Annotated in this window: 13 protein-coding genes; 4 read left to right on the top strand and 9 right to left on the bottom strand. The window is 73.4% G+C overall.

Features of this window, described 5'->3' with window-relative positions:
- Positions 1-87 precede the first annotated feature (87 nt).
- Positions 88-2,667, top strand: coding sequence for an ATP-binding protein (locus ACFF45_RS19440; protein WP_381347650.1), 2,580 nt, complete (start codon positions 88-90; stop codon positions 2,665-2,667).
- 114 nt (positions 2,668-2,781) lie between these two features.
- On the opposite strand, the gene nucS is transcribed toward ACFF45_RS19440, so the two are convergent.
- On the bottom strand, positions 2,782-3,453 hold the full coding sequence (gene nucS, locus ACFF45_RS19435; protein ID WP_381347648.1) for an endonuclease NucS: 672 nt from the start codon (positions 3,451-3,453) through the stop codon (positions 2,782-2,784).
- A 301-nt stretch (positions 3,454-3,754) separates the two neighbouring features.
- On the opposite strand from nucS, the gene ACFF45_RS19430 reads away from it, so the two are divergent.
- Entirely contained in the window at positions 3,755-4,147 is a 393-nt protein-coding gene (locus tag ACFF45_RS19430) for an SCO5389 family protein (RefSeq protein ID WP_381347646.1), read from the top strand.
- Between the two features lie 83 nt (positions 4,148-4,230).
- On the opposite strand, the gene ACFF45_RS19425 is transcribed toward ACFF45_RS19430, so the two are convergent.
- Entirely contained in the window at positions 4,231-5,259 is a 1,029-nt protein-coding gene (locus ACFF45_RS19425) for an LLM class flavin-dependent oxidoreductase (protein ID WP_381347644.1), read from the bottom strand.
- A 220-nt stretch (positions 5,260-5,479) separates the two neighbouring features.
- Between ACFF45_RS19425 and ACFF45_RS19420 the strand changes: the two genes are divergently transcribed.
- Both ACFF45_RS19420 and ACFF45_RS19415 read left to right on the top strand, forming a co-directional pair.
- On the top strand, positions 5,480-5,821 hold the full coding sequence (locus tag ACFF45_RS19420; protein ID WP_381347642.1) for an Rv1322 family protein: 342 nt from the start codon (positions 5,480-5,482) through the stop codon (positions 5,819-5,821).
- Between the two features lie 429 nt (positions 5,822-6,250).
- Positions 6,251-7,219, top strand: a complete 969-nt coding sequence (locus ACFF45_RS19415; protein ID WP_381347640.1) for an SGNH/GDSL hydrolase family protein — start codon at positions 6,251-6,253, stop codon at positions 7,217-7,219.
- A 424-nt stretch (positions 7,220-7,643) separates the two neighbouring features.
- Here ACFF45_RS19415 and ACFF45_RS19410 read toward each other — a convergent pair whose 3' ends face one another.
- The 7 genes from ACFF45_RS19410 to mce form a co-directional block, all read right to left on the bottom strand.
- On the bottom strand, positions 7,644-8,498 hold the full coding sequence (locus ACFF45_RS19410) for an ABC transporter permease (protein ID WP_381347638.1): 855 nt from the start codon (positions 8,496-8,498) through the stop codon (positions 7,644-7,646).
- Entirely contained in the window at positions 8,495-9,796 is a 1,302-nt protein-coding gene (locus ACFF45_RS19405) for an ABC transporter ATP-binding protein (protein WP_381347636.1), read from the bottom strand. Before ACFF45_RS19405 ends, ACFF45_RS19410 begins: the two co-directional genes overlap by 4 nt.
- 124 nt (positions 9,797-9,920) lie before the next feature.
- Positions 9,921-10,688, bottom strand: coding sequence for an ABC transporter permease (locus tag ACFF45_RS19400; RefSeq protein ID WP_381347634.1), 768 nt, complete (start codon positions 10,686-10,688; stop codon positions 9,921-9,923).
- Positions 10,688-11,641, bottom strand: coding sequence for an ABC transporter ATP-binding protein (locus ACFF45_RS19395; protein ID WP_381347632.1), 954 nt, complete (start codon positions 11,639-11,641; stop codon positions 10,688-10,690). Before ACFF45_RS19395 ends, ACFF45_RS19400 begins: the two co-directional genes overlap by 1 nt.
- Positions 11,642-11,726: 85 nt before the next feature.
- Complete coding sequence (locus ACFF45_RS19390) at positions 11,727-12,662, bottom strand: coiled-coil domain-containing protein (RefSeq protein ID WP_381347630.1); 936 nt, start codon at positions 12,660-12,662, stop codon at positions 11,727-11,729.
- A 195-nt stretch (positions 12,663-12,857) separates the two neighbouring features.
- Complete coding sequence (gene scy / locus ACFF45_RS19385; RefSeq protein ID WP_381347628.1) at positions 12,858-16,706, bottom strand: polarized growth protein Scy; 3,849 nt, start codon at positions 16,704-16,706, stop codon at positions 12,858-12,860.
- A gap of 212 nt (positions 16,707-16,918) precedes the next feature.
- Complete coding sequence (gene mce, locus ACFF45_RS19380) at positions 16,919-17,359, bottom strand: methylmalonyl-CoA epimerase (protein ID WP_381347626.1); 441 nt, start codon at positions 17,357-17,359, stop codon at positions 16,919-16,921.
- Positions 17,360-17,490 lie beyond the last annotated feature (131 nt).

Raw genomic sequence — 17,490 nt, 5'->3', positions numbered from 1 at the left:
CGGGCCCGGACCAGAAGCGACAGCGTGGTAATGCGGCAAGGCCGGGAGGGGCTCGACGCACCCGACGCTTTTGGGGGGCTCATACCTATGGACCCGAACACCTGGGGACCCGAGGAGTACGGCCACGACGACGGCGGTGCCTCCCGCTCGCGTGAGTTCGAGCGCGGGGCAGGCAACTCGCCGCGCCAGCGCCCGCCCAGGGACTCCCTGACCTCCGACTTCGGCCAGCACGCGCCCGCGCTCGCCCGCACGGTGCAGCTGGTCTCCGGCGACCTGCTGCTCACCGTCAACCCGGTCGACGGCAGCGAGATAGAACTCCGCCCGCCCGGTGAGGCTCCCGGCCGGCCCGCGAAGCTGCCCCCCGCCCGGCGCGCCGAGGTGGCCCGCGCCGCCGCCCCGCCGGTGCCGCCCGGCCCGGGCCGGCCCGCCCTGCCGCTCCTCGGCCGCCAGGACGAACGCGAGCGTCTGGTACGGCTGCTGGCCCGCGGCCGCTCCGTACGCCTCACCGGCCCCGGCGGCTCCGGCCGCACCACCCTGCTCGACGTCGTCGCCGAGGACTGCGCGGACCTCGCCCCCGACGGCGTCATCCGGCTGTCCGGCTTCCACCGCACCCCGGCCGACCTGCTGCACGAGCTCTTCCACGCCGTCCACGACGCGCCCCTGCACCGCCCGGAACGGGACGAACTGCTCGCCGCCGTCGGCGAGATCGGCGCGGTCGTCCTCCTCGACGACCTGGAGTTCGGCGGTGCCGCGCTCGACGAACTGCTGGACGCCACCCCGGAGTGCGCCTTCCTCGTCGCCGCCACCCCGGACGTGCCCGCGCCGTCCGCCGACGCGGCGATCGAGGAGATCTTCCTCGACGGCCTCGACCGCGCCGGCGGCCTGGAGCTGCTCGAACACGCCGTCGGCCGGCCGCTCACCGAGGACGAGGCCAACTGGGCCGGGGACCTGTGGTTCGAGTCCGAGGGCCTGCCGCTGCGGTTCGCGCAGGCCGGCGCCCTGCTGCGGCAGCGCGACCGGCTGCGCGCCGGCGCCGACGCGCTCGACGAGTTCGGCGTCTTCCGGGACGTCGTCGTGGACGAGCCCTTCGACGCCGAGCCCGGTCCGCCCGTCGGCACCGACGTTCCCCTGCCCTCCCTCGCCGAGGGAGCGGCACCCGCCGCGCTGCTCGCCTCCCGGCTCAGCGCCTCCGCCCGCGCCGCCCTGCGGATCGCCGTGGCGCTCGGCGGCGAGCTGCCCCACCAGGCGCATCTGCCCGCACTGGTCGGCGACACCCACGCGGACGCCGCGCTCGGCGAGTTGCTGGGGTGCGCGCTGGTCTCCCCGGTCGGCTCCCGCTACCGGCTGGGCGCCGGCGTACAGACCCAGCTGGAGGCCGCCGGGTACGCCGACGACCCCCAGGAGCACGCCCTGACCACCGCCCGGCACTACTCGTGGTGGGCCGGGCACCCCTCGGTCACCCCCGAGCGCGTGTGCGTCGAGGCGGACGCCCTGCTCACCGCGCTGGCCGTCCTGGTTCCCGCGACCGTCCCGCCCGCCGAGGGCGAGGAGAGCGCCACCGTGCGGCTGGCCCGCACGGCCGCGCCCGCGTTCGCCGCCGGGCTGCACTGGAGCGCCTGGGAACGGGCGCTGCGCTGCGGTGTCGAGGCCGCACGGCTCGCCGGGGACGTGGCCGAACAGGCCTACTTCCACCACGAGCTGGGCGTCCTCGCGCTCTGCGAGGGACGGCTCGACCGGGCCCGCGCCGAACTGGAGGCGTCCATCGGGCTGCGCGGCGCCCTCGCCGACAAGCGCGGCACGGTGGCCGGCCGGCGCGCCCTGGCCCTGGTGACCGACCGGGAGGGCACGGCACCCGGCGCCCCGCTGCCGCTCGCGCTCGGTGCCGCCGCCGGTGAGGAGACGCCCGAGGTCCGCCCGGAGGAGCCGGCGCCGTCCGGCGGAGCCGTCCCGGCGGCCCGGGTGGAGTTCCCGCCGCTGCAACGCCCCGACGGCTTCCCGGCCCCGGTCGCCCACCGCGCCACGCCGGGTGCGGCGGCTGGCCGCGGCCGGGGCGGCGGCCGGCGCGGCCTGGCCCGGCGCAACCTCGTCGCGGCCGGCGCGGGCGCGCTGCTCGTCGCGGTGCTCGGTACGGTCGTCACGCTCGGCGCCGGCTCCAGCAACGACGCCGAGAGCCCGTCCGAACACGTCGAGATCGATCCGTCCGCCGGCCAGGGCACCGACGACGGCGGCCCGGGCGTGGAGAAGGCGGGCCAGGACGACGCGGCCGACCCGGGCCGCGCCACCAGCCGGCCGACGGATCCGGGCCCCGACGGCACCCTCGGCACGACGGACGACCGGTCGCCGAGGGATCCGGGCACCGGGGCCGGGGCGGAGGAGCCGTCGGACGAGCCGAGCGGCAGCCACCGGCCGGGCGGGGGCGGCGCCCCCGACTCGCCGTCGTCCCCGCCCACGAAGCCGCCGGCGACCTCCCCGACGAGGCCGACGTCTCCCGGGACGCCGACCGGCGAGCCGACCACCTCCGGGTCGCCCACGCCGACCACCAGCCCGACGCCCACGACGTCCAGCCCGGAGCCGACCGACTCCACCACCGCCAGCGGCTCCGCCTCCGCCACCGCCTCGCAGTCCAGCGCGACGGGCACCCCCGGCGGCCCGGAACAGGTCATCTGAGCCCGCGGACACGACAGAGCCGGGTCCGTCCACCGGACCCGGCGCGCACCGCCGTGCGCGTAGAGCCCCCGGAAAGCCGGGACGGCCGTGCGCGTACGGCGCGGAGGGCGGCCTTCAGAACAGCCGCAGCTTGTCGTCCTCGATCCCGCGCAGGGCGTCGTAGTCCAGCACCTGGCAGCCGATCCCGCGGTCCGTCGCCAGGACGCGGGCCTGCGGTTTGATCTCCTGGGCGGCGAAGACGCCCCGCACCGGCGCCAGACGGGGGTCGCGGTTCAGCAGCTCCAGATAGCGGGTGAGCTGCTCCACGCCGTCGATCTCGCCGCGCCGCTTGATCTCGACCGCGACGGTCCGGCCCTCGGCGTCCCGGCACAGGATGTCGACCGGGCCGATGGCGGTCATGTACTCACGGCGGATCAGCGTGTAGCCCTCGCCGAGGGTCTCGATGCGGTCGGCGAGCAGCTCCTGAAGGTGCGCTTCCACGCCGTCCTTGATCAGGCCGGGGTCGACGCCCAGTTCGTGCGAGGAGTCGTGCAGGACCTCCTCCATCGTGATGATGAGCTTCTCGCCCGCCTTGTTGACGACGGTCCAGACGCCGGCCTCCTCGCCGGTGCCCTCCTTCAGCGTGCAGGGCGGCGACATCCAGTTCAGGGGCTTGTAGGCCCGGTCGTCCGCGTGGATGGAGACGCTGCCGTCCGCCTTCACCAGGATGAGGCGGGGGGCGGTGGGGAGGTGGGCGGTGAGCCGGCCCGCGTAGTCGACGGAGCATCGGGCGATGACGAGACGCATGGTCGGCAACGCTACTCGACGGGCTGGTGTGCACGCGATTCGCCCACCCGTCTCCTCCCGCGGCCGCCGGAGCCGGGGCCCGGCGGGTCACCCCTGTTGTCCGGGAAGACCCGTGTTCGGTAGTGGCCGATTGTGCGCCTACTGGGATCTGTCTGTGTGCGCATTCTTCTGGTGCGGTCACCGTCGGCTGCCTACCGTATTGAACGGGAGGTCGCGATGTGTGTACACAGCGTGGTCATGTTCGCGTGCTCCCACATCTGTCCGGCAACCCCTGCTGGTTGGGGGTGCGAGAGGAGAACCCATGTCGCTCGACGTCTCACCGGCCCTACTCGAACAGGCCGAGCGAGGCGAGGTCGACGAAGCTGCCTTCGTCGACTGCGTCCGGACCTCCCTGCCCTACGCATGGGAGATGATCAGCTCCCTGGTGGCCCAGCTGAAGGTGGACGGCGGAGAGTTCGCCGACAACCAGACGCCCCCGCCGGACGAGCAGGCACGCGGTCAGCTGCTGCGTGCGCTCGCGAGTGACGCCATCCGCGGTGCGTTGCAGCGGCACTTCGGTGTGCGGCTGGCCTTCCAGAACTGCCACCGCGTGGCGGTGTTCCCGCTGGACGCCTCGGCGGACGAGAGGCTGGCCCGCTTCACCTCGATCCGTGGCCAGCTGCTCAACCAGTCCCCGGAGCTGCGGGACTGCTGAGACGGTGCACTGCTTGCTTGCCGCTCCGTACACGGGAGGTGCGATCTGTACCGGAGCGGCAAGCCTTCTGGGGCGGGGGCCGGTCACGTCAGCTGGGGCAGCACCTCGGCGCCCAGCCGCCGTACGTTCTCCTCCGTCGTGGCCAGATCCCCGGAACCCTCGACCAGCAGGGCGAACCGGGACACGCCCGTGCGCTCGCTGGTCGCCGCCAGCCGGTCGGCGCACAGCCGCGGGGTGCCCACCGGGTGCAGCCCGCAGAGCAGCTCCGTGTAGGCCAGCGGATCGCGCTTGCGACGCTCCCGCCCGTCCACCGTGACATGGGCGTCGAGCCCCTGTTTGAGCCATCCCGGCATCGCCTTCAGCAGCGTCTCCGCCGCGTCCGTGCGCCGGTCCGCGATCTGGCAGACGCCGGCCGACACGTGGCCCGCGCCGAGGACCTCCGCCGCCGGCCGCCCCACCGCGCGCGCGTGCTGCCGCCACAGGGCGACCATCTCGGCCTTTTCCTCGTCCCCGACATGCATGCCGAGCAGCATCGGCAGGCCGCGCTCGGCCGCCGCGCGCACACTCGCCGGGGAGGTGCACGCGACGAGCACCTCCGGCCCCGCGGTCTCCGTCAGGCACTCCGACGGCCGCGGCACGACGGGGACTTCACGGAAGTCGTAACGGCCGCCGGGGCCCGCCACCGCCGGTTCGCGCAGCCAGCGCAACAGCAGATCGAGTGATTCCGGGTACTTTCGCTCGTACGCCTCCAGCCCGGCGCCGAACACCTCCAGGTCCACCCACGGACCACCGCGCCCGACGCCCAGCGTGAAGCGGCCGCCGCTCGTCACGTGCAGCAGCGCGGCCTGCTCGCCGAGCGCGACCGGGTGGGTGGTGGGCAGCACGCTGACCGCCGTACCGACCCGGACGCGGCGGGTGCGGCCGAGCACCAGGGCGGCCAGCGTGATCGCCGACGGACAGGTGCCGTACGGCACGAAGTGGTGCTCGGCCAGCCAGACCGAGTCGAGCCCCGCCTCCTCGGTGACCTCCGCCGAGCGGACCGCGCGGTGCAGCGCCTCCCCCTGGCCCTGGCCCGGGAACTGGGCCGCCAACACGAACGTTCCTACGCGCATCGCTCTTCCTGCTTCCTTGGCTCCGACACGGAGCTCCCCCACTCGGCATAACCGTCTGACACGTGCCGAGGACACGGTCCGGCGAAGGGATTGGCGGATTGTCGGCAGAATGAACGGTCGGAGAGGGGCACTTGTGAGGTTCGCTGCGTTCCGCGTACCCCTCCGCGGGCCGCGTAGGCTGGACATGACCCGGTTCCTGTATAGCTCCGTGAGGTGTCCCGTGTCCCCGCGTCGCAACCGCCCGAAGGGCCCGAAGGCCGCCGGCTCCTCCGGCCCGAGCGCCGAGGACGACCGCCCGGGCCGCTACGGGGGCTGGCAGTCCACGGAGGGCTGGCAGGGCGAGGACTGGAACGTGCGCCACGTCGCCGGGGCCAGCGCCGAGGGCAAGACGTACCGCTGCCCCGGCTGCGACCAGCTCATCCCGTCCGCCGTGCCGCACGTGGTGGCCTGGCCCGAGCACGCGGGCGTCGACGACCGCCGGCACTGGCACAAGGCGTGCTGGAACGCACGGGACCGCCGCACCACGCGGGTGCACCGGCCCCGCAACGCGCCGAAGTTCTAGAGCGGGACCGGTCCCGCGCCCGACCGGTCCCGCCGTCCGCCGGACAAGAAGCACCGAGTGGCCGCGACCCACGACCGTCGCACCAGAGGGATCCGCCCTACGAGTGCGCCCCTGGTGCGGGCTCGCGTCGTGCAGGGTGCCTGTCGCCCTTGTGCGGACCCTCTCGGTGAAGATCGAGAACGAGACAGTCTCCCTGCACCCGCGCGGCACGTCCGGGGTGCTCGTTCGGTCAGGGATGCAACCCGTCATGAGCAAGTGGGGCATTGAGACGGTCATGAAGGAGTACGCCGGGCGGGCACGCCGAACTCGCGTCCCCCACACGGACCCATCCGACAAGAGCACATATGACCGTCCGTAAGTGATCTGACGCTCTGCGTGACGGTGCTTCTACGGTCAAAGGGAGGTCAACTTCGCATCCCTGGAGGATTCGTGGCAAGGTTCCGCGCTCGTCTGGCCCTGCTCGGCTCGGCCGCAACTCTCGCCGCAGCCGCCCTCGCACCCGCACAACTCGCCGGGGCACAGCCCGCTGCCGCGGCGGACCGGCAGTGGGTCGCCCTGGGCGACTCCTACACCGCCGGGGTCATCCCGGCGGCCGGCGACACCTTCGAAGTGCCCCGCGACGGCTGCGAGCGCACCGACCGGTCCTACCCGCAGGTCATCGACCGCGACCTCGGCTCGCTCTTCGACCTGACCAACGTCAGCTGCGGCGCCGCCGCCATCGAGAACGTCACCTTCAGGGCGCAGGAGCCGATCGGCCGCGGCCTGCCGGGCAACCCGGACCCGGACTACCCGTTCCCCCCGGTGCCGCCCCAGTCCGAGGCGGTAGGCCCCGGCACCGACGTGATCACCGTCGGCGCGGGCGGCAACACCCTCGGCTTCGCCGACATCCTCGGCAGGTGCCTGGAACTGGGCCAGGGCAGCGGCGGTGTGGGCACCCCGTGCAAGGACGGCCTGGCCGCAGGCGTCCCCGCCCGGCTGAACACGGTGCGCAGCGACTACGACGAGATGCTCACCGTGCTCCACGAGCGCGCCCCGCACGCGAAGATCCTGGCCGTCGGCTACCCCACGGTCATCCCCGAGGACACCTCCCAGTGCGAGTACGACAACTGGGAGCAGTTCGGCCCCATCACCCAGGGCGACCTGGACTGGCTGCGCACCGACGTCCTGGAACCCCTCGACAACGTCATCGAGAAGTCGGCCGGCACTCTCGACGCGGCCCGCTTCGTGGACCTCTACGACTCCTCCCGGAACCACAGCGTCTGCGACGCCGGCGCATGGGTGGAAGGCATCCTCACTCCCCCTGGTCAGCTGTCCCTCGTCCACCCCAACGCCCGCGGCCACCGCCACGCAGCCGACCACGTCGAAGCGGCGATGCTGGACGCCATCGGCGTGAACTGACCCCCGCCAGAACGCCACCCGCGAACCGCCCCCGGCGCGACGCCGTGGGCGGTTTCGGCCAAGGCGGAGCCGACCGGAGCACGGCTCGCCTCATCGCCGGCCGCGTCACACGAGAACCGGGCGAACCGCCCCCTCACTCCCTCCCACGGTAACCGCTCCCGCCTCCGCAGACGCGGGATCAAGGCCACCGTCCCCGGCCCGGCGGACCGGTTCCGCGGCCGCCTCCGGCGCGGATCGCGCGGTGGGCGGCCGCCGAGACGTTCGACGAGGACGACTGCACGCCGCGCCACGCGGTGCGGGATCAACCGCCGAACGCCACCGGGCCGTCGCCGCGAGGTACGACAGACCCGCCGTTCGCTACGGAGCGACCGCGCTGATCGCGGCCCTCGACGAAGGGCTGTGACCAGCACGTCCACAACAGGCCCTAGACGTCCCGCTTCTCCAGCAGGGCGTAGGCGCAGGCGAACGCGGCGGCCGTCACGCCCAGTATGATCCACAGCGGCTCCCAGCCGGACGGGCCGGACTCGGAGAGCGAGTTGGCGTAGAAGACGCTCATCTGGTTCGGGATCGAGTACTCGAACAGCGCCTGGCGCAGGTCCTCCAGCGAGGACGCGAACATGAACATCGCGATGACCAGCGGGGCGAGCACCGTGGCGATCATGATGGTGATGGCGCCCGCCGAGTGCCGGACGATCGAGCCGACCACGAGCGACAGCAGCCCGAGCAGCGCGACGTAGAGCGAGACGCCGACCGTCCCCCTCAGCCACTCCTCGCCCGAGGGCTCCCGGGCGTTGGTGACCATGCCGACGTGGACGAAGGCGACGAGGCCGGCGGCGACCAGCGTCACCACGAAGGCGACCGCGAAGAACACGATGGCCTTCGCGGCGAGCACCCGCCCGCGCGTGGGGCAGGCGGCCATCGTCGTCCGGATCATCCCCGTGCCGTACTCGGAGGCGGTGGTCAGCACGCCCAGCGTGATCAGGCACATGCTGCCGAGCAGCAGCCCGAAGAAGCCGAGGGTGAGCGCCGACTCGTCGCCGAGGTCCGACTCCGTCGAGGTGTTCGCGGCGACCAGCGCGCCGGCGAGCAGTCCGATGCCGACCACGAGCAGCACGAACACGCCCAGCGTCCACATCGTGGAGCGCACCGACTTGATCTTCGTCCACTCCGAGGCGAGCGCGTGCCCGAGGTGCGTGCGCACGACGGGGATCGGCGAAGTGTAACCGGCGTACGGCGCGCCGGGCGCGGCCTGCTGCAGGGGGGGCTGGGGCGTGCTCATCGGGCGTCCTCGGGCTTGGTCTCGTCGGCGGGGGCGGCGGGGGCGGCGGGGGAGGAGGCGGAGGGCTGGGCGGCCGGGGCCTGCGCCGGCGGGGTGGCGGGCGCGGACGGCGGGACGGTGGGGGCGGCCGTCGGTGCGGCGGGCGCCTGCGGGGCCGGCTGGGCGTAGGGGTTCGGCTGCTGACCCGCCGCGGGCCCGCCGGGCGCGGCGGGAGCGCCGTACGGCCCCGCCGGGACCGGTCCGCCCTGCGGCATCGTGAAAGGCTGCCCGCCCTGCTGGGGCGGCGGCGGGGCGTACCAGCCCGGCTGGCCCTGGCCCGGCACCGGGACCGGCGGCTGCGCGTCCGGCGGCAGCGGCTGCTGGAGCCCGGCCCGCTCGTCGACGGTCGAGCGGTAGTCGACGGCGGCCTGGGTCATCCGCATGTACGCCTCTTCCAGCGAGGCCTGATGCGGCGACAGTTCCCACAGCCGTACGTCCGTCTCGTGCGCGACGTCGCTGATGCGCGGCAGCGGCAGCCCGGTCACCCGCAGCGCGCCGTCCTGCTCGGGCAGCACGTGCGCGCCCGCCTCGGCGAGTGCCGAGGCCAGCTTCTCGCGCAGCTGCGGCTCGGTGTCGGGCGTGCGTACGCGCGCGAAGCCCGCGGAGTTGGCCGCGATGAAGTCCCGCACGCTCATGTCGGCCAGCAGCTGCCCGCGCCCGATGACGACGAGGTGGTCGGCGGTCAAAGCCATCTCGCTCATCAGGTGCGAGGAGACGAAGACGGTACGGCCCTCCGCCGCCAGCGCCTTCATCAGGTTGCGCACCCAGAGGATGCCCTCGGGGTCGAGCCCGTTGACGGGCTCGTCGAACAGCAGCACCTGGGGGTCGCCGAGCAGCGCGGCGGCGATGCCGAGCCGCTGGCCCATGCCGAGGGAGAAGCCCTGGGAGCGCCGCTTGGCCACGTCCCGCAGGCCCACCACGCCGAGCACCTCGTCGACCCGCCGGGCCGGGATGCCGGACAGCTGGGCCAGGGACAGCAGGTGGTTGCGGGCGCTCCGGCCGCCGTGCACGGCCTTGGCGTCCAGCAGGGCACCGACCTGTCGGGGCGCGTTCGGCAGCTTGCGGTAGGGGTAGCCGCCGATGGTCACCCGGCCCGCCGTCGGATTGTCCAGTCCGAGGATCATCCGCATCGTCGTCGACTTGCCCGAGCCGTTCGGCCCGAGGAAGCCGGTGACGGCCCCGGGCCGTACCTGGAAGGAGAGGTTGTGCACAGCGGTCTTGTCGCCGTAGCGCTTGGTCAGGCCGACAGCCTCGATCATGCTCCGCACCCATCGAAAGGTTCTGGACAGCGGGGCACACGCCCCCGTAAGGGTTAGGAGGATATCGAGCCGCTGACGGTTCCGACCAAGAGCAGGGAGAAGACGACGCGAACCGTGCGGGTCCTCAGGCGTCCCGCCGCTTCAGCAGCAGCAGACCGCCGGCGAGCGCCGCCACCACCCACAGCACCATGATCCCCAGTCCGCCCCAGGGGCCGTACGGGGTGTCGTCCCCGGCCGGGACCACCACCTGCATGATCCTGCTGCCCGCCTGGTCGGGCAGGTACCGGCCGAACGCCCGCGTCGCCGAGACGTTGCCGAGGATCGTGGAGATCAGGAAGAAGAACGGCATCAGGACGCCCAGCGACAGCATCGGCGAGCGCAGCATCGTGGCGACGCCCATGGAGAAGACCGTGATGAGCGTCATGTAGAGCCCGGCGCCGAGCACCGCGCGCAGCACCCCCGGGTCGCCGAGGTCCGCCCGCAGGTCGCCCAGCACGGCCTGCCCCAGGAAGAAGGCGGCGAAGCCGGTGGCCATGCCGACGGCCAGGGCGAGCAGCGTGGCGACGGCGATCTTGCTGAACAGGAAGGTGCCCCGCTGCGGCACGGCGGCCAGCGAGGCGCGGATCATGCCGGAGCTGTACTCGTTGGAGACGACCAGCACCCCGAACACGATCATCGCCAGCTGGCCGAGGCTCATGCCCGCGAAGCTGACGAAGGTCGGGTCGAAGGAGCGCCGGCCCTCGTCCGCGGCCTGGAACTCGTTCCTGGACAGCGCCGAGATCAGCATGCCGAGCCCGACGGTGACGACCACGGCGAGCGACAGCGTCCACACGGTGGACGCCACGGAGCGGATCTTGGTCCACTCGGACCGGACGACCCGGGCCACCGCCATCAGCCCCGCCCCCAGCCGTCGCCCCACCGCTGCCCGCCGGCCGCCGCGTCGGCGTGCGCGTGGTACTCCACCGACTCCGCCGTCAGCCGCATGAACGCCTCCTCCAGGGAGGGCTGCTGGGTGCTCAGCTCGTGCAGCACGAGGCGGTGCTGCGCCGCCAGCTCCCCGATCCGCTCCGGCGCGCTCCCGGCCACCTCGAACGCCCCGCTGCCGGTCTCCACCACGGTCAGCCCGGCCCCGTGCAGCACGTCCAGCAGCCGCTCGCGCTGCGGGGTGCGGATCCGCACCCGGCTGCCCGCGTTGCGCTCGACGAAGTCCGCCATGGACGTGTCCGCGAGCAGCCGGCCCTGCCCGATGACGACGAGGTGGTCGGCGGTCAGCGCCATCTCGCTCATCAGATGGGACGAGACGAAGACCGTGCGGCCCTGCGCGGCCAGCGTCTTCATCAGGGTGCGGATCCAGTGGATGCCCTCGGGGTCGAGCCCGTTGACCGGCTCGTCGAACATCAGGATCCGCGGGTCGCCGAGGAGCGCGGCGGCGATGCCGAGCCGTTGCCCCATGCCGAGCGAGAACCCCTTGGTCTTCTTCCGGGCGACCGCCGTCAGGCCGACCGTCTCCAGCACCTCGCCCACCCGCTGCCGCGGGATGCCGTTGCTCTGCGCCAGGCACAGCAGGTGGTGGTAGGCGCTGCGCCCGCCGTGCCAGGCCTTCGCCTCCAGCAGCGCGCCGATGTACGTCAGCGGGTCCTTGAGCCGGTCGTAGTGCTTGCCGTCGATCCGGACGTCCCCGGCGGTGGGGTGGTCCAGGCCCAGGATCATGCGCATGGTGGTCGACTTGCCGGAGCCGTTGGGACCGAGGAAGCCCGTGACGACGCCGGGTCTGACGGTGAACGTCAGCCGATTCACCGCGACCTTCTCGCCGTACCGCTTGGTCAGCCCCGCCAGCTCGATCATGCGGCCACGCTAAAACGGTACAAAGCCCTCTGCCACCGGAGTGGCAGAGGGCTTCGCAGGTGTTCAGCAGCTGTACGCCGGGTGGTTACCGGGACTGCTGCGCGGGCACTCCGCGGGAGATCGGCTCGTCCTCGGCCGGCGAACCGGCCGCGGCCACCGCGGCGCCGGTGAGCGTGGCGAGCATCTCGCGCACGTTCGTCAGCTGGGCGTTGATGGAGTCGCGGCGGTTGGTGAGGGCGGCCAGCTCACGCTCGGACTCCGAACGGATCCGGTCGGCCTTGGCGTTGGCGTCGGCCACGATGTCCTCGGCCTGGCGCTGGGCGGTCTCCACCGTCTGGCGGGCGCGGCGCTCGGCGTCGGTGCGCAGCTTCTCGGCCTCCAGGCGCAGCTGCTCGGCGCGGTGCTCGATCTCGGCCAGGCGCTTCTCGGCCTTGGCCTGACGGGACGCCAGGTCGCGCTCGGACTGCTCGCGGCGCTTGGCGAGGTTCGTCTCGAAGTCGGCGGCGGCCTGCGCGGCCTTGGCGCGGGTCTCCTCGAAGAGCGCGTCCGCCTCCTCGCGCTTGGACTGCGCGTCCTTCTGCGCCTCGGCGCGCAGCTGGGAGGCGTCGCTCTTGGCCTTCTCGACGATCCGGACGCCCTCGTCCTCGGCCTTGGCCTTGCGCTCCGCCGCGAAGGACTCGGCGTCGTTGCGCACCTGCTGGGCCGCCGACTCGGCGAGCTCGCGGTGCTGCTCGGCCGCGCGCCGGGCCTCCTCGCGCAGGTCCTTGGCCTCCTCCTCGGCGAGACGGAGGATCTTCTCGACACGCGCGCCGAGACCGGCGTACGACGGCTCGGCATCGGTGACGGCGGCCTGGGCGTTCTGCGTCTCGAGGTGGAGCTCCTCGATGCGCTTCTCCAGAGCGGTGATGCGGGCGAGAGCGCTGTCACGGTCGGAGACGAGCTTGGAGATACGTTCGTCCACCTGAGCGCGGTCGTACCCACGCCGCACAAGCTCGAAGCCGTAGGGGGAAGTGTCGCTCATGGGGTTCCTGTCGAATGAGACCGGTGAGGTGATAGGTGGAATCCTAGGGGCCAGAACGGTGTGTCATCGAGCGTATGCGCGTTTGATCTGGAGAATGACACCCCTTTTGAGTGGCTAACCGCCGGACCGCTTGCCATTGACCAGGCCGAAAACATGCTCAAAGCACCCAGAAGACACCCGAACCGGACTCCTCCGCTAGCCCTTCGCGGAGTCGCCACCCGATCGAGGTGCGCCGATGGCCGCGCCGGCCCTGACCGTGCTGTCCTTGCCGGCTGACGGTGCCTCGAAGGACTCCAGCGCCTCCAGGACGTCCTGCACCCGGGAGATCTCGGCGTTGATGTCCTCACGGCGGCGCACCAGCACCTCCAGTTCCCGCTTGCCCTCCTCGACCGTGCGCCGGGCCTCCCGGATCGCCTCGGCCTTGAGCTCCTCGGCCTCCCTGACGAGCGTCGCCTTCTTCTGCTCGGCCTCCTTCAGCAGGCCCTCCGCCTTCTTCACGGCGGCGATCCGCACCTTGCCCGCCTCCGAGTTGGCCTCCGACACCAGCTCCTTGGCCTTCGCCTGCGCCTTGGCGAGCTGCTCCTCGGAGGCCTTGATGAGCGCGTCGCAGCGGTCGCCGGTCGACTTCATCGTCTCGGCGGCCTCCCGGCGGGCCCGCTCGTGCAGCTCCTCGATCTCCGCGGTGATCCGGGCCCGCAGCTCCTCCGTCCGCTCCCTTGTCGCGGTCGCGTCCCGGCGCGCGCCGACGAGCAGTTCGTCCGCGTCCGTACGGGCCTTCTCCACCAGCGCGTTGCCCTCGACGGTCGCCTCCGACACCAGCCGGTCGGCCTCCGTGCGGGCCGCGCCCACCATGGTGTCGGCCTGCGCCTCGGCGTCCGCGGTCGTCTTCAGCGCCTGCTGCTGCGCCTCGGTGAGCAGCTTGTCGGCCTCCGCGGCGGTCTCCGTGATGAGCTTGTCGACCTGCTCCGCCGCCTCGGAACGCCGCTTGTTGGCGTCCTTGCGGGCCTCGTCCAGGGTCCGCTCGGCCTCCTCGCGGGCGGCCGCGGTGACCCGCTCGGCCTGCCGGCCGGCCTCCGTCCTGACCCGCTCGGCCTCGGTGCGGATGCGCTCGGCGTGCTGCTGCGCCGACCCGACCGCCTCGGCCGCCTCGGCACGCAGCCGCTCCGCCTCGCCGGTCGCGTCCCCGACCAGCTGCTCCGCCCTGGCGAGCGCCTCGGTGCGCAGCCGCTCGGCCTCGGCGACGGTCTCCGTCTGGAGCCGCTCGGCCTCGTTGCGCGCCTCGGTGATCAGGGTGTCGGCCTGCCTCGCCGCGTCCGACCGGATCCGGTTGGCGTCCTCGCGGGCGTCCGCACGCGTGCGGGCCGCCGCCTGGTCGGCCTCGGCGAGGGCGTCCGACGCCTCGGTGCGCACCCGCTGAGCGTGGTCGGCGGCGTCGCCGCGCAGCCGCTCGGCCTCGGCGATCGCCTCCGCCATGGTGCGCTCGGCCAGCGCCTTGGCGGCCTCCGACTCCTCGCTCGCCTCCCGCCGGACCCGGCCCGCGTCCTCGGCGGCCCGCTCCCGCTCGGCGTAGGCGTCGGCGCGGACCCGGTCCGCCTCCTCCTGCGCCTCCCGCCGGGTGCGGTCCGCCGCGTGCTCGGCGGCGCTGCGCAGCCCGGCGATCTCCTCCTGCGCCTGCTCGTGCAGCCCGGCCACCGAGTCCCGCACCTGCTGGGCGTGGAGCTCGGCCGCCGTCACCATCTCGGTGGCGCGCCGGTCGGCCTCCTCCACCAGGCGTACGGCCTCGGCCTGCGCCTCCTCGACCCGCTTGCGCGCCGAGGCCAGCAGCTCCTCGCTCTGCTCGCGGGCCCGCTCCCGCTCCTGGCCGGCCTCCTGGCGGGCCGCGCCGAGCAGTTCCTCGGCCTCGCGGCGCCGCCGGGCGGCCTCCTCCTGCGCGGCGGCCAGCGTCTCGGACGCCTCCTGTGCCAGCCGCTCGGCGGCGGCCTGCGCCTCGGCCCGCACCCGGTCGGCGGTGTCCTGCGCCTCCGACTTCAGCCGCTCGGCCTCCGCCGCGGCCTCCGACCGCAGGCGTACGGCGATGGCCTCGCCCTCCGCCCGGGAGGCGGACGCGTCGGACGCCGCCTCGTCGCGCAGCCGGTCGGCCTCGGCCTCGGCCTGCGCCTGGAGCGCGCGGATCCGCTCGGCCGACTCGGCACGCAGCCGCTCGGCCTCCTCGGCGGCCTCGCGGCGGATGCGTTCGGCCTCCTCGCGGGCGTCGGTCAGCGCCTGCTCGGCGGCGGCCAGCCGGGCCTGCGCCTCCGCCTGGAGCCGCGTCAGCTCCTCGGCGGTCTCCGCGCGGCGGGACTCCATCGCCCGCTCGGTCTCCTCGCGCAGCTCGCGCGCGGCCCGCTCGGCGTCGGCGCGGATGCCCTCGGACTGCTCCAGCACCTCCGCGCGGTGCCGCTCGGCCTCGCTGCGGGTGCGCTCCAGCGTCTCCTCGGCCTGCCGGCGCAGCGTGGTCGCCCGCTCGATGGCCTCGGTGCGGACCTTCTCGCTGTCGGCGGTCGCGCTCTGCCGCAACTCGTCGGCGTCGGCCTTCGCCTTGGCGAGCAGCTCCTCGGCGGTCCTGGCCGCCTCCTCGATCTGCGCCACGGCCTGCCGGCGGGCCTCCGCGCGGATCTTCTCGCCCTCGGCGACCGCCTCCACGCGCAGCTGCTCGGCCTCGCCGCGCAGCCGCCGCGCCTCCTCCTGGAGCTCGACGGTCTTGGCGCGGTACTCCTTGGTGTCGTCCTTCGCCGCGCCCTTGAGCTGCTCGGCGATGTCGTGCGCCTCGGCCCGCAGCCGGTCCGCCTCGGCCTCCGCCTCGCGGCGGATCCGCTCGGCCTCCTCGGTGGCCTCCCGGGTGGTCTTCTTGGCGTCCTCCGACGCCTTGTTCAGCACGTCCTCGGCGGTCCGGGCCGCCTTGGACAGCTGGCTCGCGGTCTCCTCGGCGGTGACCGCACGGGCCTTCTCGGCGGCCTCCGCGACGATCTTCTCGGCCTCGGCGCGGGCGTCCGCGACGACCTGCTCGGCCTCCGCCCTGGTGGCCTCGGCCTCCTTGGTGGCCTCGCTGACGAGACGGGCGACCTGCTCCTTGGCGGTGCGCGTGCGGGTCTCGTTCGCCGCCTCGGCGCCGGCCAGGGTCCTGGCCGCGGCCTCCTTGGCCTCCGTGACCAGCTTCTCCGCCTCGGACTGCGCCTTGCGCAGGGCCTCCTCGGCCGCCGCCATCCGCGTTTCCGCGGCCCGGCTCAGCTCGGCGGCCTGACGGCGGGCGGCGTCCGACTCCGAGACGGTCGAGGTGCGCAGCTGCTCGGCGTGCTCGGTGGCCTCCTGGGCCTGCGCGGAGGCGGCGTTCAGCAGCCGCTCGGCGTCCGCGCGGGCCCGGCGCAGCAGCTGCTCGGCCTCGGCGCGGGCGGCCTCGGCCTCGCTCTGCAACCGCTGGCGGGCCTCGCCGGTCAGCCGCTCGGCCTCCGCGCGCGCGGCCGCCATGGCCTGCTCGGCCTCGGTCCGGGACTCCTCCAGCAGCCGGCGGGCCTGCTGCTCGGTGCGGGAACGCAGCTGCTCGGCCCAGGCCACGTTCTCGTTGACGTGCGACTCGACGGTCTGCCGGCGCTCGGCGAGCTCCTGGTCGAGCTGCTGGCGCCGGGACACGGCCTCGGCGTGCAGCTCGGCCTGGAGCCGGGCCGCCTGCTCGGCGTGCTCCTGGAGGATCCGCTGGGTCTGCGCCCGGGCCTGGCTCAGTTCGCGCTCGGCGTCGGCACGGATCTGGTCCGCCTGGATCTGGGCGTTGCGCAGCAACTGTTCGGCCTGGTAGCCGATGTCGGCGCTGTCATAGGCCGGCCGGGTCATGAGGGTGCGCCGCGCCTCGTGCAGCTTGGCGCGCAGCACCTCGACCTGGTAGCCGAGGTCCTCGGCGTGCTGGATGGCCTTTTCCCGCTCGGTCCTCAGCCGCTTCATCTCGGCCTCGAACCGAGTGAGGTGGTCGACGTCAGCCGCCGGGTCTCGCTCCTGGCTCTCGTAGCCCCGCACTGCGCGGTCCCATCCGTCCCCTGGTCGCAAGTCTCTCCAAACGAGCTCCGTCCATCCGCCGGACGGGGCCCCCGGGGGAATGGTGTCAGATCGACGACGGAGCATGGGCTGCTGCCCCGACGCTCGTCCCCCGAAACCCGGACCCCGGCACGGGTCGCCCCCGTTGGAGCGGGGCGACCGCCCCCAACCCTACCGGCCCCTATGTACGAGGGTCAGTGCTCAGGCGACTCAACAGGCCCGGAGGTGACCAGTTCTGTCAGTACGCCATGACAATCCTTGGGGTGCAGGAAGGTGATCCGTGACCCCATGGAGCCGCGTCGGGGCTCCTCGTACAGAACGCGTACGCCCTTGCCCCTGATCGCGGCCGCGTCCCCGTCGACGTCCGCCGTGCCGAAGGCGATGTGGTGGACGCCCTCGCCGTTCTTGGCGAGCCACTTCGCCACGGTGGAGTCCTCCCGAGTGGGTTCCAGGAGCTGCAGGTACGAAGCTCCTCCGTCGGACGTATCGTTGATCTTGAGCATGGCCTCGCGCACGCCCTGCTCCTCGTTGACCTCGGTGTGGAACACCTCGAAGCCGTAGGTGGTCCGGTAGAACTCGACGGTCGCGTCGAGGTCGTGGCAGGCGATCCCAATGTGGTCGATTCGCGTCAGCATGGATTCAGTGCAGCGCTCCGGAGGTGGTTACGCAACGTGCGCGCGATCACACCAACAGCCCGGTGACGGGTGCCATACCGCTCAGTACATTCGAGTAAACCCTCGTTCACTCCTCGGTCGCGCAGGCCGGT

It is taken from the genome of Streptomyces cinereospinus, from assembly GCF_042430725.1.
Taxonomy (GTDB): domain Bacteria; phylum Actinomycetota; class Actinomycetes; order Streptomycetales; family Streptomycetaceae; genus Streptomyces; species Streptomyces cinereospinus.
This window is presented reverse-complemented; position numbering and strand designations above follow the sequence as displayed.